Source organism: Flavobacterium aquidurense, from assembly GCF_001404985.1.
In the GTDB taxonomy this organism is placed as follows: domain Bacteria; phylum Bacteroidota; class Bacteroidia; order Flavobacteriales; family Flavobacteriaceae; genus Flavobacterium; species Flavobacterium aquidurense_B.
This window is the reverse complement of record NZ_JRLF01000011.1, coordinates 218819-235036: the sequence shown is the minus strand read 5'-3', so window position 1 is coordinate 235036 and position 16218 is coordinate 218819. Positions and strand designations below refer to the sequence as shown.

The 16218-nt window shown below is 34.8% G+C and carries 16 protein-coding genes; 15 read left to right on the top strand and 1 reads right to left on the bottom strand.

The features are described from left to right. Positions 1–12: 12 nt before the first annotated feature. On the bottom strand, positions 13–2256 hold the full coding sequence (locus tag RC62_RS11315; RefSeq protein ID WP_055095329.1) for a histidine kinase dimerization/phosphoacceptor domain -containing protein: 2244 nt from the start codon (positions 2254–2256) through the stop codon (positions 13–15). Positions 2257–2769: 513 nt separating this feature from the next. On the opposite strand from RC62_RS11315, the gene RC62_RS11310 reads away from it, so the two are divergent. From RC62_RS11310 to RC62_RS11240, 15 genes are all read left to right on the top strand, one after another. Then, the gene (locus tag RC62_RS11310) at positions 2770–4665 is read left to right on the top strand and encodes an amidohydrolase (RefSeq protein ID WP_055095328.1); all 1896 of its coding nucleotides are present in this window, start codon (positions 2770–2772) and stop codon (positions 4663–4665) included. A gap of 11 nt (positions 4666–4676) precedes the next feature. After that, positions 4677–5114, top strand: a complete 438-nt coding sequence (locus RC62_RS11305; RefSeq protein ID WP_055095327.1) for a DoxX family protein — start codon at positions 4677–4679, stop codon at positions 5112–5114. 2 nt (positions 5115–5116) lie between these two features. After that, complete coding sequence (locus RC62_RS11300; RefSeq protein WP_055095326.1) at positions 5117–5590, top strand: Dps family protein; 474 nt, start codon at positions 5117–5119, stop codon at positions 5588–5590. A gap of 5 nt (positions 5591–5595) precedes the next feature. Then, a complete protein-coding gene (locus RC62_RS11295; protein ID WP_055095325.1) occupies positions 5596–6276 on the top strand; it encodes a YoaK family protein in 681 nt (226 codons plus the stop codon). Positions 6277–6299: 23 nt separating this feature from the next. Beyond that, positions 6300–7313 carry a sensor histidine kinase gene (locus RC62_RS11290; RefSeq protein ID WP_082421280.1) on the top strand — a complete coding sequence of 338 codons (1014 nt, stop codon included), beginning with the start codon at positions 6300–6302 and terminating at the stop codon, positions 7311–7313. 11 nt (positions 7314–7324) lie between these two features. Continuing rightward, positions 7325–8692, top strand: a complete 1368-nt coding sequence (locus RC62_RS11285) for a sigma-54-dependent transcriptional regulator (protein WP_055095323.1) — start codon at positions 7325–7327, stop codon at positions 8690–8692. A gap of 128 nt (positions 8693–8820) precedes the next feature. Next, the gene (locus RC62_RS11280; RefSeq protein ID WP_055095322.1) at positions 8821–9756 is read left to right on the top strand and encodes a ring-cleaving dioxygenase; all 936 of its coding nucleotides are present in this window, start codon (positions 8821–8823) and stop codon (positions 9754–9756) included. Between the two features lie 11 nt (positions 9757–9767). Continuing rightward, positions 9768–10058: a GNAT family N-acetyltransferase gene (locus RC62_RS11275; protein WP_055095321.1), complete on the top strand. Its 291-nt coding sequence runs from the start codon at positions 9768–9770 to the stop codon at positions 10056–10058. 11 nt (positions 10059–10069) lie between these two features. Beyond that, a complete protein-coding gene (locus tag RC62_RS11270) occupies positions 10070–11017 on the top strand; it encodes a ring-cleaving dioxygenase (RefSeq protein WP_055095320.1) in 948 nt (315 codons plus the stop codon). Between the two features lie 6 nt (positions 11018–11023). Beyond that, positions 11024–11638, top strand: a complete 615-nt coding sequence (locus RC62_RS11265) for an alpha/beta hydrolase (protein WP_055095319.1) — start codon at positions 11024–11026, stop codon at positions 11636–11638. A 3-nt stretch (positions 11639–11641) separates the two neighbouring features. After that, positions 11642–11992 (top strand): hypothetical protein, encoded by a 351-nt coding sequence (locus tag RC62_RS11260; protein WP_055095318.1) that lies wholly within the window; start codon positions 11642–11644, stop codon positions 11990–11992. Positions 11993–12058: 66 nt separating this feature from the next. After that, a complete protein-coding gene (locus RC62_RS11255; protein WP_055095317.1) occupies positions 12059–13642 on the top strand; it encodes a sigma-54-dependent transcriptional regulator in 1584 nt (527 codons plus the stop codon). Between the two features lie 147 nt (positions 13643–13789). Continuing rightward, on the top strand, positions 13790–14776 hold the full coding sequence (locus tag RC62_RS11250) for an alpha/beta hydrolase (protein ID WP_055095316.1): 987 nt from the start codon (positions 13790–13792) through the stop codon (positions 14774–14776). Positions 14777–14795: 19 nt separating this feature from the next. Further along, positions 14796–15737 carry an alpha/beta fold hydrolase gene (locus tag RC62_RS11245; RefSeq protein WP_055095425.1) on the top strand — a complete coding sequence of 314 codons (942 nt, stop codon included), beginning with the start codon at positions 14796–14798 and terminating at the stop codon, positions 15735–15737. A gap of 86 nt (positions 15738–15823) precedes the next feature. Further along, positions 15824–16144: a hypothetical protein gene (locus RC62_RS11240; protein ID WP_055095315.1), complete on the top strand. Its 321-nt coding sequence runs from the start codon at positions 15824–15826 to the stop codon at positions 16142–16144. Positions 16145–16218: the final 74 nt, after the last annotated feature.

The window sequence follows — 16218 nt, the reverse complement described above, 5'->3', positions numbered from 1 at the left end:
ATTTGAAATTAATTATTTAAAATTAAAAGCATAATCGTAAACAAACGTGATCATTATTTTTAAACCATCAGCATTTATAATTTCAAATTTACCATTAAGGTCTCTGCTTAAACCTTCTATTAATTTCATACCAAGAGAGTTGTATTTAGAAATGTCAATTTCGCCTTCGATTCCTACGCCATTATCAGCTATTTCGAGTCGGAAATAATCATTTTCAAAATGTTTCAATGTTACACTAATAGTCCCTTTTTCTCCATTTGGAAAAGCATATTTTATAGCATTTGTAATACCTTCATTAAGGATTAAACCAATTGGGATAGCCTGTGAAACATGCATTTCGATATCTTCAACAGCAACGATAAAATTATAATTTACAGGATAACTGTCCTTCAAATGGCTTATAAGTTCTTTAATATATTCAGGCATTTTAATGCACGAAAGCCCTTCAGACTGATACAAACGCTGATGAATTAATGACATTGAATTAATACGGTTTTGACTTTCTTTTATAGCAATTACAGCCGATTCATCTTTTAAAAAGGACGATTGTGTGTTTAGTAAACTCATCACAACCTGTAGATTGTTCTTGACACGATGGTGAATTTCTTTTAAAAGCCATTCTTTTTCCTGAACCACATTCTGCAGGATTTTATTTTTTTTCTCGATTCGGTCTTTACTCGCCTCCAGTTTTTTGTTGCTTTCTTTTTTATTTTGATATCCCCTGAAAATTAATCCCGTAATAATTAGGACTAAAAATAAAACCAGTCCGGCAATGAGCTTCGCAACTTTATCACTTTTGATTTTTGCTTTCTGCAGCGCACTTTCTTTCGTTAACAATTGAATATTCTGGTCTTTGTTTTCGGTTTGGTATTTTACTTCCAGATTCGAAATCTGATAGGACTTTACCTCATTAAAAAGACTGTCTTTTATTTTATGATAGTTTTTAAGACTGGTAATGGCTGAACTATAATTACCGGATGCAGAGTCCAGTTTAAACTCCATCAAATAACCATTCATGATGATGTTAATATCCTTAATTTTAGAAGAAGTATTTTTATTAATTTCCTGATACTTTAATCCCAGTTCATAATTTTTTACCTTAAATAAATGGCTTATAATCGTGTTGTTTACTTCGAAACTGGAAATTTGCAATAAGTTTTTTTTGTTTTTTTCCTGAAGATACATCACTTCATTACAATATTTATCAGCCAGTTTTAGATTTCCCAGCGCATCATAAACAATAATCTGACTTATTCTGTACCAGATCAAATCCCGGTCATCTTTTATTTTCTGAGATTTAAGTTCCGTATCTAAAAAGTGTTTTGCTTCTTTTGGTCTCTTTAATTTCAGCATTTCTTTTATAATCGAATTTGCGATATAAAAATTAAAGTTATCCGGAAAAACTTTCAGGCTTAATTCAAAAGCCTTTTTGTGGCATTCAAGTGCTAATTCATAATTTTCTACATTATAATACGCATATCCCAAATGATTATAATCGTCTGCCATAAAAAAGGCATCTTTATTTCGTTCGCCATATTTTACAGCAATATGACCATATGTTATGGCCTCCTGATACAATCCCAGTTTAGAGTAGGTTTTGAAAATCTGACTATAAAAATTTTGCAGATCAGTACTGCCAATAGCCGTATATATTTTTTTAGCTTCGTTGTATTTTTGAAGTGCGTCTTTAAATTTTCCCAGATAATAGTAATGCGCACCGTAATACACTAAAAGATCGGCTATCTTTTTTTTCTGCCCCGCTTTTGTAAATGCATGAAGCGCTTTTTCTATATTTTGAATTCTAATTTTAATACCAGATGTAGTAAATTCGTAATAATCGCTAAGTTCAAGATAGGCCTCACCTTCCAGCCAGTTTATTTTATATTTTTTGGCAATTGCAAAGGCTTTGTCAAGTTCCTTTTTTCCCTTTTCTTTATTTTGACCTTCCCTGTAAATCTGAGAATACAAAATGTAACTCATCCATTTTCCTCTCTTGAAATTAATTTTATTACTCAATAATTCAGCTTCCCTGGCAAAAACGTAACTACTGTCCATGTCGACCTTAAGTTCACCAACTTTCTTTACATAATAAAGACTTAATTCCTGAAGTTTTAAAACACGCACAGTATCATTCAGTTTTTTTTCTAATTCAAGCTTTAACATATCACCTTTTTGTCTGGCAATAGGCTGAGCAGATGCAATAAAGCTAAATTGAAGAAAGAAAAATAAAATACCTGTTCGTATTAATAGCAACATAAATAAAGATTGAATAATTGTTTCCGGATTTTTTTTTAATTAAAAAATGTAATTACGGACTTGAGTAAAATAAGGTATTGTTACCAGTAACATCTAAATACAGGGAAGCAAAGCTAGGTCATTTTTAAGTTAAAACTGCTATCAATGCCATAAACTCAGCACAATTATATTTTAAATAACTGAGAATTAAAAAAGTGTAAGATCAATAAAAATTCAGTTGATTTTTTAAGTATTAAAGAACCTTAAATCTTCGGTTTGTCGCTTTTCTAAGTCATTTGATCTATTTATTAAACAATACAATTCAATTTTATGTATTTAAAAATTATCCACATATAATAAATCATTCACAAATTAACGATATATCGTAAAAATAAAACGGCATTAAAACAGTAAAATAGTTGTGCTATAGCGGCTTAAATTTTTAGGTATCTTTATTGTAAGTTGTCAAAACACAATCGAAAACTGAAAATACCCGAACGTAAGATCTCATAATAATCAACTAAGAATTTTAATATGAAGGCAGATATTATTTTATTCAACGGAAAAATACATTCTTTCACAACCGTCAATAAAACCGCTACGGCAGTTGCCATAAAAGACGGTAAATTTATTGCTGTAGGAAGCGATGCCGAAATTTTAGCATACAATCAACCCGAAACAAAACTGATTGATCTTCATCAAAAAAGAGTCGTTCCCGGAATAAATGATTCGCACATTCACTTGATTCGAGGCGGATTAAATTATAACCTTGAATTGCGTTGGGATGGTGTTCCTTCATTAGCAGATGCAATGCGAATGTTGAAAGAACAAGTCGATCGAACGCCATCGCCGCAATGGGTACGCGTAGTTGGGGGATGGTCTGAGTTTCAGTTTGCCGAAAGAAGAATGCCAACATTAGACGAAATAAATGCGATAGCTCCGGAAACTCCTGTTTTTATCCTGCATTTATACGATCGTGCTTTTTTAAACCGTGCCGCGCTTAAAGTAATTGGTTTTACAAAAGATACGCCTGCACCACAAGGCGGCGTGATTCAAAAAGATGCAAAAGGAGAACCAACGGGGCTAATTATTGCTTCGCCAAATGCCATGATTTTATATTCGACATTGGCAAAAGGACCCAAACTTTCCTATGAGCACCAGATAAATTCTACGCGTCATTACATGAAAGAGCTAAACCGTTTTGGAATCACAAGTGTGATCGATGCCGGAGGAGGATTTCAAAATTATCCGGATGATTATAAAGTAGTCAATGAGCTCAATGAAAAACAGCAATTAACAGTTCGTATTGCTTATAATTTATTTACCCAACGCCCAAAACAAGAATTTGAGGATTTTGACGAATGGATCCAGGAAGTAAAATTATATCAGGGAAATGATATGTACCGCCATAACGGAGCAGGGGAAATGTTGGTTTTTTCAGCAGCAGATTTCGAAGATTTTCTACAGCCAAGACCTGATCTTCCGGAACATATGGAAGCCGAATTAGAAAAAGTGATTCGGTTATTAGTAGCTAATCGCTGGCCTTTCAGGCTTCATGCAACCTATAACGAAAGTATTACCAGATTTTTGAATGTATTTGAAAAAGTAAATAAAGAAATTCCGTTCAACGATTTACCCTGGATATTTGATCATGCCGAAACTATTGACGATCGCAATATCGAAAGAGTAAAAGCACTAGGAGGCGGTATTGCCATACAAAGCCGAATGGCGTATCAGGGAGAATATTTTACAGAACGTTACGGTGCAAAAGCAGCCGAAAGTACGCCGCCAATACAAAAAATGCTGGATATGGATATTCCCGTAGGCGGTGGTTCTGATGCTACACGCGTGAGCAGCTATAATCCGTGGGTTTCTATGTATTGGCTTACCGCAGGCAAAACAGTTGGAGGATTGCAATTGTATCACGAGACTCGTTTAAGCCGTGATACCGCTTTGCAGTTGTATACCAGAGGAAGTGCGTGGTTCTCGCAGGAGCAAAATAAAAAAGGAGATATTCAAACCGGAATGCTCGCTGATCTTGTGGTTCTCGATCGCGATTATTTTACCGTAGATGATGAAGATATCAAAAACATAGAATCGGTTTTAACAATTGTCGACGGAAAAATTGTGTACGCAAAAGGAGATTTCAACTCTTATTCTCCGCCATCGATCCCGATACTTCCGGATTGGTCACCAACCAATATCTATAACGGATATTATCATGCTGAATCGCATAATAAAACGGCAATTGATCTGAAACTTCAAAAATCAAATTCGGCTATAAACAACGCGGCACAACAAATTCACTGTTGTTCAGGAAGCTGTGATATTCATGCACACGATCATAACGCTGCACGAATGAGCAATATTCCGGTAAACAATTATAATGCTTTTTGGGGCGCTTTAGGATGTTCTTGCTTTGCTTTTTAATATATAAAAATATGGAAATAATTAAATTACTGCTTTTTTCAAATGTTGGATCAGACTTCAACAACATTGCTTTATTACTCTTTAGGATTTTAGTCGCCGTAGAACTATTCAGAGTTCACGGTATGAAAAAATTCAAACTCGAAAACGGAGAACGCGAACATTTGCCCAATCCGTTTCATTTGCCTGAAAAACTAAACAGTCTGGTTGCAGCATTTTCAGACACCGTTGTACCTGTTTTTTTAATACTGGGTTTAGGGACCCGTTTGTTTCTTTTGCCTACAATTGGCGTTACAGCCGTAGGTTATTTTATCGTTCATAGAAAAGATTCTCTTGAAGTTAGGGACGTTCCGTACATCTATACAATTACTTTATTGTTTTTACTGGCATTAGGAGCAGGCAATTATTCATTAGACTATTATATTTTAAATTCATTAATACAAAGCAATTAAGCATGGAAACTCAAATTGGAATCAAACAGGAAAATATCTCAAAAGTTGTAAATTCACTATGTCAAATACTGGCAGATGAATTTATTTTATACACCAAAACCAGAAAATCACACTGGAATGTAGAAGGAGATGATTTCTACAATAAACATTTATTTTTTGAAGAACAATACAATCAGCTTGACGAAATTATTGACGGAGTTGCTGAGAGAATAAGAATGTTAGGTCATTATGCACCGGCAACATTAAAAGAATTTCTGGAACTCACACACCTTTCTGAGCAGATAAAAGAAAAAAATGACAGCAAGGGTTTTATCAAAGAACTCCTTATAGATCACGAAAGTATTATTATGCACTTACGTGAAAATATCACTGTTTTTGCCAATGATTTTCACGATTTAGGAACCAGTGATTATATCACCGGATTGATGGAAACACACGAAAAAATGGCCTGGATGTTACGTTCACATTTAAGATAAAAATTATGGAGCAGCCTAAAAGCATTTGGTACATTACGTTATTGCTGACCTGTATAGCAGGATTTTGCGATACACTTACATTTGTTGCGGCAGATACCTTATTTTCTGCCCACGTTACAGGTAACTTTATTGTATTTGCCTACCAGGTAATTAACGGTAATGATGTATATGCCTGGATAAAATTGCTAACATTTCCAATATTTATTCTTTCGGTAATTATTGGGGGTTATATAGCTTCAAAATCCAGCTTAAAATACAGGATATTATTTTGGGAAGGGTGCATTTTAACACTAAGCGGAATCTTGGCTGTTTTGTTCTGTTATCTCGAAATCCAGAATTTATGGACCATGTATATCATCGCCATGTTAATTGTTTTTGCCATGGGATTGCAGAATGCTTTTGGAAAAATTTTCAGCAAAGAAACACACGGGCCAACCACTATGATGACAGGAAATGTAACTCAGGCTGCTCTTGATATTGGTACCTTATTAAAATCAAAATTCAAAGATTCCAACAGTCAGTTAAGTTTTAAAAAGCAATTTGTTACCATAGGAGGATTTTTATTAGGATGTTTTCTGGGCGCTATTGCAGGTAAAAACTGGGGATTGGTTCCCGTTTTGATTCCTGGTATTTTTATGATCTTTTGTTATTTTAAAAATAGAAAAGTAAAAGTAGACCCAAAATAATGAGTTGATCAAAAATTCTTGTGATGATGTATAAAAAGTATTGTTTAAAAAAAATACATATCCATTTTTGGTTTGTGATTTCATTATTAATCACCAATCAAAGTGGTTGCACACAATCCAGAAAAATTGAATTCAGTGCAATCAAATCACAAGTCAGCTGCGGAATAAGTCATTCAGAAAAAGCACTTTTGACGATTATCTCCCATTTTGAAAATACAAACGAAACCTCATTCAGGAAAAAAAATAATTTTAAAACCCCAATAAGATATGATTTTGTAGTAATTCCAGGATTAGTATTTATAATTTTGGGATTGTTTTTTCGCTCCAAAAAAGTACAGCAGAACAACCTTCAGATTTTACAATTAAAAGAAGAAGAAATCAGTAAACGAAACGAAGCTTTAAACAAGTTATATTCAGAAAAAGACTGGCTTTTGAAGGAATTGCATCACCGGGTAAAAAACAATTTACAAATCGTGATCAGCCTTCTCAATACACAATCTGCCTATCTGGAGAATAAAGATGCGATTTTGGCGATACAAGACAGTCAGCACAGGATGAATGCCATGTCGTTAATTTATCAAAAAATATACGAAAGCGAAAATCTGGAAATCATCGATATGTGCTGGTACATTCCGGAATTAGTCCATTATTTAAAAGGAGTTTTTAATACAGATAAAAAGATATCCTATAAACTTGATATCGAATGCGTCGAATTAGACATTTCTCAAGCCATTCCGTTGGGATTAATTTTAAACGAAGCAATTATAAACGCCATTAAATATGCCTATCCTGAGACCACTCAGGGTGAAGTAAATATTAGATTAAAAAAAATAGAAAATGAAAACTATCAATTGATAATTTCAGATAATGGAGTAGGTGTTCCCGAACATTTTGAGTTGAAAAACAGAAACTCATTAGGCATGAATTTAATGCACGGTTTAAGTTCGCAAGTAGATGGAATATTTAATATCGAAAACAAAAACGGACTGACCATTACCATTAATTTCAAGACAGTAAAAAAGCATAAACAAGAATAAGGAAATTCAAAATGAGTGAGAAAATATTAATAGTCGAAGATGAATTTATTGTTGCGAATGATTTAAAAATTATTCTGATGAAAGCCGGTTATCAGGTTTGCGGCATCGCAGCATCTGTCGAAGAAGCACGCATTTTGATAGACTCAGAAAAACCAAATTGGGTTTTACTCGATATTATCCTCAAAGGAGATCTTACCGGAATTGATCTTGCATGGGAATTAGAGAAAAAGAAAATTCCGTTTTTATACATTTCTGCCAATACCAATCATTCTATTTTAAACGCTGTAAAAGAAACCCAGCCTTATGGTTTTTTAGTAAAACCATTCAGAGAAAGGGATTTGTTTGTAATGCTGGATATCGCACGCTATAAATACAATTTCGAAAAAGGAAATGCATTAGAAAACAAAGACAATAAAAAGCCTTTAAAAGACAATAAAAAACTGGAGATTATAGGTAAAAATAAAAAACTCCTTGATTTAATGCATAAAATCGAAATCGTTGCACCAACAGAAACTTCGGTGATGATTTTGGGAGAAAGCGGAACCGGAAAAGAAAAAATTGCTCATTTAATTCATTCCTTATCTGCCAATAATACCAAACCTTTAGTGGTTGTAAATTGTGCTGCATTGCCGGAATCCCTCATAGAATCAGAATTGTTTGGTCATGAAAGAGGCGCTTTTACCGGAGCAGACCATGTAAGGATTGGAAAATTTGAGCAAGCCAACGGCGGAACCATTTTTTTAGACGAAATAGGCGAATTGCCTTTAGATTCGCAAGTAAAATTGCTTAGGGTTTTACAGGAAAAAGAAATAGAAAGATTAGGCGGAGAAACAACCATTAAACTGAATGTAAGGATTATTGCCGCTACAAACAGATGCCTGCCGTCTGAAGTTGCAGAAGGAAGATTCAGACTGGATTTGTATTATCGTTTAAATGTTTTTCCGCTAGAATTACCGCCACTGCGCGATCGTAAAGAAGATATCGGGGAATTAGCGTATTATTTTCTGGATAAATATGCTTTAAAATCAAAACGAAATAACATTAAAATTTCGGCAAAAGCCCTACAGCAATTGCAAGACTACAACTGGCCGGGAAATATACGGGAACTGGAACATTTGATAGAACGAAGTATTTTACTGGCAACCGGAAATGAAATTGATGAATTTGATTTGCTGCAGGATTTTCCAACAGCAAAAACAGCAACAGATAACGGAATTTTATCCATGGAGGATATGGAACGCGAACATATTATGAACGCCCTGAACCTTTGCAATGGTAAAGTGTATGGTACGGGTGGTGCAGCAGAATTATTGAAAATCTCACCTTCGACATTATTCTCAAAAATCAAAAAACTAAAAATCAAACAAGGATATTTTTAATTAATTGTGAATTGTGAAAATAAAAATCTGCTTAATCTGCCAAATCTGCGTGAGAAAAAAACAATCTAAAGCACACAATCTAAAGCACACAATAAAAAAATAAAAAACTCATTTAAACTATAAATAAGATGAAAGAAAAAATTCAGGGATTGCATCATATTACTGCAATTGCAAGCAATGCACAAGCCAATTATGATTTTTATACCAAAGTATTAGGATTAAGAATGGTTAAGAAAACCGTTAATTTTGATGATCCGGGAACGTATCATTTTTATTACGGAGACGAATTTGGAACTCCGGGAACCATTCTTACTTTTTTTCCTTGGGAAGGAATTGGACAAGGTAAAACAGGAAACGGACAAGCAACAGAAATAGGATATGCTGTTCCGGAAGGAAGTTTGGAATTCTGGACAGAAAGATTCAAAAAAAATAATGTAAATTTCGGGGAACAAAGCGAGAGATTTGGCGAAACAATATTGCCTTTTACAGATCCTGACGGATTGAATATCAGTTTGATTATTCCTAAAAAGGCAGATAACAGAGTTGCTTTTGAAACAGCAGAAGTTAAAAAAGATGCAGCAACAAAAGGATTTCACAGTACGACTTTATCTTTAAAATCAATTGATAAAACGGCTAAAATCCTAACGGATATTTTTGGTTACGAATTGGTTTCGCAAGAAGCAAACAGATTTCGTTTTGCCACTGATGCGGTAGAAAATGCGTCGATAATCGATTTGTTGGAAAACCCGACAGGATCAAGCGGACAAAATGCTGCAGGAACCAATCACCACGTTGCTTTCAGGGTAGCAAATGAAGAAATTCAAATGGCTTTTCATGAAAGGATTATGAGCGAAAATTTAGGTATTACACCAAAAATTGACCGTGACTATTTTTATTCCCTTTACTTTCGTGAACCGGGCGGGGTTCTTTTTGAAATTGCAACAGATAATCCTGGTTTTACAGTAGATGAACCTTTATCAGAATTAGGAACACATTTGAAATTGCCAAAACAACACGAGCCTTTAAGAGCTAAAATCGAAGAGGTTTTACCAAAATTAATTTAAAGAAAAATAATATGCCGGAAGTAAAATTAAAATTAGACGAAAAGCAGCACGGAGGTTTTCAATTGATTGAAAACGGAGTGAAAATAGGCGAAATGGTATTGAGTATTTCAGGTACAATCCTGACGGTATATCATACTGAAGTCGATGAAGAATATAACGGAAAAGGATATGCAAAACTTCTTTTGGATGAAATGACAGCGTATGTCCGCGAACATAAATATACGGTAAAACCACTTTGTCCGTATGTTTTTGCACAGTTTAAAAGACATCCGGATGAATATGCTGATATCTGGGAAAAGTAATTGAATTAATTATGGAAAAATTAGTTACAGGTATTCATCACGTTACAGCGCTGGCGGGAAATGCCCAGAAAAACCTGGATTTTTATACCGGAATTTTAGGATTACGCCTGATTAAAAAAACGGTCAATTTTGATGCGAATCAGGTGTATCATTTATATTATGGCGATGCCGAAGGAAATCCGGGAAGTGTGCTGACGTTTTTTCCATACGATGGATTAAAAATGGGACGTCACGGAAAAGGAATGTTGAATACAACAACATTTTCGGTCCCGTTAAACTCGATTGAATTTTGGGAAAACAGACTGAAACAATTTGGAATCAATTATAAAGATCCTCAATTGCGTTTTGAAACCGAAGTGGTGATTTATTTTGAAGATCATGACGGATTAGGCATGGAATTGATTTTTAATGATAATGACAATAGAGTAGGTTATCATAAAGGACCTTTTAACGAATCGAATGCAATAAGAGGTTTTCATAATGTCGAAATATGGCATGAAGGCTACGAACAAACCGGAGGATTACTGACAGAATATTTAGACCATGAATTAATTGCCGAAAGCAACAATCGATTCCGTTTTGCGGCAGAGAATGCATCAGGAAATTATATTGATATTTTATGTGAACCCAACAGTTTGCGTGGTCTTGCCGGAAGCGGAACCGTTCATCACTTGGCATTTAAAACGGCTGACAGGATTTCTCAGGAAAAAATCAGGGAAAAAATTGTCGAACGGGGATTAAATCCTACTGAAATATTAGACCGTAATTATTTTACGTCCATCTATTTTAAAGAACCCGGAGGCGTTTTATTTGAAGTAGCAACAGCCGGTCCCGGATTTGCCGTAGACGAAGATATCGATCATTTAGGCGAAGAATTAAAACTGCCCAATTGGTTTGAAAAAGAACGGGAAACAATAGAAAAAGCCTTGCCGGTACTAACTTTAAACGACCCTAAATAATTTAATATGCATCAGATTCAAATAGTTAAATCAGGAAAAGAAAACGCCACTAAAGCACTTATTTTACTGCATGGGCGAGGAGCAAGTGCCAATGATATTTTGTCGCTCACCACACATCTAAACGTAGATGATTTTGCTTTTTATGCACCTCAGGCAACGGGAAATAGCTGGTATCCGCTTTCTTTTTTGGCAAAACCACAGGAAAATGAACCCTGGTTATCATCAGCATTAGAGATTGTAGGTCAGGTTGTTGCAGAGATTGTTAAAACCGGAATACATAAAGAGAATATTTATTTTCTTGGTTTTTCGCAAGGTGCCTGTTTAACAGCCGAGTTTATCGCCAGAAATGCAGCTAAATATGGAGGAGCAGTTATTTTTACCGGAGGATTAATTGGCGATCAGATTTATCCTGAAAATTATTCAGGCAATTTTGAGGCAACTCCTGTTTTTATTGGTACCAGTAATCCTGATTTTCATGTTCCGGTAGAACGTGTTTATGCCACGACAAACATTTTGAAAGAAATGGGTGCTGATGTGATCGAAAAAGTTTACGATAATATGGGACATACCATTAGTATGGACGAAATTGATATCGCAAACAAACATATTTTTAAAGTCTAAACCATGTTTCAGGTAACCAGAGTATTTAGTGATGAAAATGGAGAAAGTCATTTTGAAGATGTAGAAATTCCGCTTTCAGATCAGGGCGAAATAGGTTTTCTATCTCAAGCACAGGCAACCAAAAGTATTATTTTTAGAGAAGTTTTGCCTTCTTATAATTATGATTTTCATTGTGCACCACAACGGCAATACATTATTTTGCTCGATGGCGGTGTAGAAATTGAAACTTCGACAGGAGAAAAAAGAAGTTTCAAAACCGGTGAAATTCTTTTGGTAGAAGACACTTCAGGAAAAGGACATAAAACCAGAAATCTGGAAACGAAAATAAGAAAATCTATTTTTATTACGATTTAACTTTTTTGTCAACCATGATTGCTATTAAATTTACTGTTTATTCTAAACTAAAGATTCATCTCATTTATGGACAAAATCAAAGCTGCGCAAAAATTAATGCAGGAACGTGAAAAAGAACATTTTCTTTTGCTCTCTCTCAGCAATAGTTTTGCGCGCTGTTTAGATTATGATGAATTTTTAAATGTTGTAAATCAGGAATTAAAAGACCATTTATTATTTGATTTTTTAGCAATAGGAACAACAGATCAGCATGAAAAACAATATCAGTTGTTTTTTCACAGCGATCAAAAAATTGCAAAATCCAGCGAAGGATTGTGCTACGATGTAAACGACTGTTTTTTTTATGAAGCACTTCGATCTGCTGATCCTGTCAGGATTGATCTGGGTTTGCCCAATCCTAAAAAAAATGCAATACCTCCTTTTATAACCAATACTTCCGTATTTGGAATGCGGGAACTTGTAATTTTACCTTTAGAATATCACAAACATAATCCTTCGGTTTTATTTCTCTTTTTTAGAAAGCCCCAAACCCTCGATAGAAATGCAATTCGTTTGCTAAAAGGTTTGACATTGCCATTGGCGCTGGCTGTTTCGAACATTCTCGTTATGCGAAAATTAGAAAACAAGCATGAAAATGTATCACTTTCTGATATTTTGAAATTTAATCCGGCAAAAAGTCAAAAAGAAGAAAACAATACGAAAATCATAGGAAACAGTGTTGCCATAAAAAAAGTAAAAACCCTTATACATCAGGTTGCCCCGTCAGACAGCGGCGTACTTATACTTGGCGAAAGCGGCACAGGAAAAGAGGTTGTAGCCAGCGAAATCCACACCAATTCCAGCAGAAGTGAGAAGCCAATGATCAAGGTTAATTGTGCTGCAATTCCTGTACATTTAATCGAGAGCGAACTTTTTGGACATGAAAAAGGGAGTTTTACAGGAGCAGTAGAAAAGCGAATTGGTAAATTTGAACTGGCCAATAATGGCACTTTATTTTTAGACGAAATAGGGGACCTTCCGCTGGAAATGCAAACCAAATTATTACGCGTATTACAAGAAAGAGAATTTGACCGGATTGGAGGTAAAAAAGCCAAAAAAGTCAATGTTCGAATCATTGCCGCAACAAACAAAGATTTGCAGCTTGAAATGCAGGAAGGACGTTTTAGAAAAGATTTATTCTACAGGTTAAATATTTTTCCCGTTACCATTCCGCCGCTTCGGGATCGTAAAGAAGATATTCCGGATTTATGCCTTCATTTTTTGAATAAATATTCCATTAGCACAAAAAAGAAAAACAAGACTTTATCTGCTCATGCCTTAAAAGAAATTATCCATCATTCGTGGCCTGGAAATATTAGGGAATTAGAACATTGTATAGAAAGAAGCATTCTTTTAGCTGATGGAACTGTTATTAATGACGTGAGTTTTTTATTGGATAACGAAAAAATCCTGGCTTCCAATATCCATTCTGAGTTTCGAATCAAGTCTTTGAAAGAAATGGAAAAAGAATATATTCTAAAAGTCATAAAATTATGCAATGGCCGAATCTCCGGTCCAAATGGAGCCGCAGTAAAATTAGAAATTCCATCAACAACCTTAATCTCTAAAATGCAGAAACTGGGAATAAAGAAACAGCATTTTTTAGAATAGTTTTCATTCTCAGCTGTAAATCTATGATATATCGTTAAAATAAAAAAGCTTAAATTTTTTTAAAGTATTGATTTGTAGTGGTTTATTTTAAAGGAATACTCTTTGGATAATAATTCATGAAACCATAATTAATTTAATTATAAAATCATGAACACAAATCAAAGTACAGTTCCGGTTGCAGATGATAATGCAATATCGAGAGAAATTAAAGTTTTTTTAAAAGCGCTGAATTCCGGAGGAGTTCCATTAGAATCTTTGCTGCCTTTAGAAGCAAGGGAAGTTTTAGTAGGAGCGCAAAAATCAGTAGAAGTTGATTATTCAGGAATTCAGGAATCTGAAAAGACAATTGAGCAAGACGGCTTCACGATAAAACTGAACATTGTTGAACCCGAAGGAAACAAAGAAAAACTTCCGGCTTTTATTTTTATTCACGGCGGTGGATGGGTTTTAGGCGATTATCCCACACATAAAAGAATGGTAAGGGATTTAGTAGTATTATCCGGAGCCACAGGAATTTTTGTGAATTACACACCAACACCGGATGCAAAATATCCGCAGGCAGTAAATGAAATCTATGCCGCTACAAAGTGGATTGCAGCAAACGGAAATGAGATTAACGTTGACGGAAATACAATTTCTGTAGTAGGAAACAGTGTAGGCGGAAATATGACAGCCGTAACAGCTTTGAAAGCCATAGAGAATAACGGACCAAAATTACAATCTCTTGTATTATTCTGGCCAATTGTTGCAGCAAATTTTGAAACAGATTCGTACAAACAATTCGGAGAAAACCGTTTTCTGACCACTTCATTAATGAAATGGATGTACGATTTATATACCACAGATCCTGCAGAACGTGAGCAAATTTATGCTTCTCCGCTAAATGCCACTTTAGAACAATTAAAAGATTTTCCTCCAACATTAATTCAGGTTGCAGAAGCTGATGTACTTCGTGATGAAGGAGAAGCTTTTGGAAGAAAACTGGATCAGGCAGGAGTTTCTGTCACTACAATTCGTTATAACGGAACCATTCATGATTTTGGATTGCTAAATCCGCTGGCACATATTCCGCAGACAAAATCTTTATTTGTTCATGCTGCAGCTGAACTTAAAAAATACCTTTTCAAAAAATAATAATCTTAAAAATCTAAAAATGAAAACTATAAAAAAAATAACCAGTGTTTTATTGGTCCTCGTATCAGTAGGTTTATTGTCTTCGTGTGCAAAACAAAAAGAAGATAAATCACCGGAAAATAGTACAGTTGCAACAACCGGCGCAAGAGCAGAATATATAGAAGTTGAACCCAATGTAAGATTGCATATTACTGATGTTGGCGATGGCAAACCGGTAGTTTTGATTCACGGTTATCCGTTAAGTGATGCGATGTGGGAATACCAGTATCATGCTTTGGTACAAGCAGGTTATCGTGTAATTGGGATCACTTTAAGAGGATTTGGACAATCTGATAAACCATACGGGAAATACAATTATGATCAGTTTGCATCAGATATTAAAACCGTTTTAGACAAACTTGATATAAAAGATGCAGCAATTGGCGGTCACTCTATGGGAGGCGCAATTGCTTTGCATTATGTAGCAAAATACGACGGCGCACATATTAACAAATTAGCCCTATTTGCAGCGGCGGCACCATGTCATACTAAAAAAGCCGATTATCCTTATCCGTTTTTTACGAAAGATGACATTACGCAATGGGTGAATTTAAACAACTCAGATCGTCCGGCTTTATTGGCTGCAATTGGCGGTTATTTTACTTTGTCAGCAACATCTGTTTCTCCCGGAATTGGTGCCTGGTTAGGCTCAATCGAAATGCAGTCCTCGCCATACGCAATGGAGCAGGCTTTGATCGCTTTGCGTGATGAAGATTTAAGAGGTGATTTGCCTAAAATAAAAGTACCTACATTAATTTTTAATGCCAGAGAAGATAAGATTGTTTCTTTTGCTTTGGCAGAACAAATGAATAAGGCAATTGCTGGTTCTGTGCTGATTCCGTTTGAGAAAAGCGGTCACGCATTGTTCATAGAAGAAAAAGATAAATTCAACGAAGAGTTTATTAAATTTCTAAAAAAGTAAGCTAATTATTTAATTCAAAATGCCATACCAATCTTGAAATTTTAAGGCTGGTATGGTTTATTTATAAAAAATCAAAATATAAAATAATGGAAAACATACACCAGAAACCTTCATTTGATACCGTTACCGAAGCATTAAAATGGCTTAGCGAACAAGGATTTACAAAAGATTTTAATATTGCCGAAGATTGCATACTATATGATAATGGTGCCGAATCATTATCGCCGGATGAATTTACGATCGAATATTATTTTAGGTTTGAAGGAGATTCAGATCCTGACAATGAAGATATCGTGTACGGAATAAGTTCTGCCAAACAGGATATTAAAGGTGTTTTAATGAGTGCTTTTGGAATGTATGCTGATCCTATTTCAACAGACATGATCAGAAAGCTCGCTATACACTAAAATTTATAGTTTTATGAGATTTTGTCGATAGATTACAATCTGGAAGATATTTTAACCAATTAAAAATACTACTT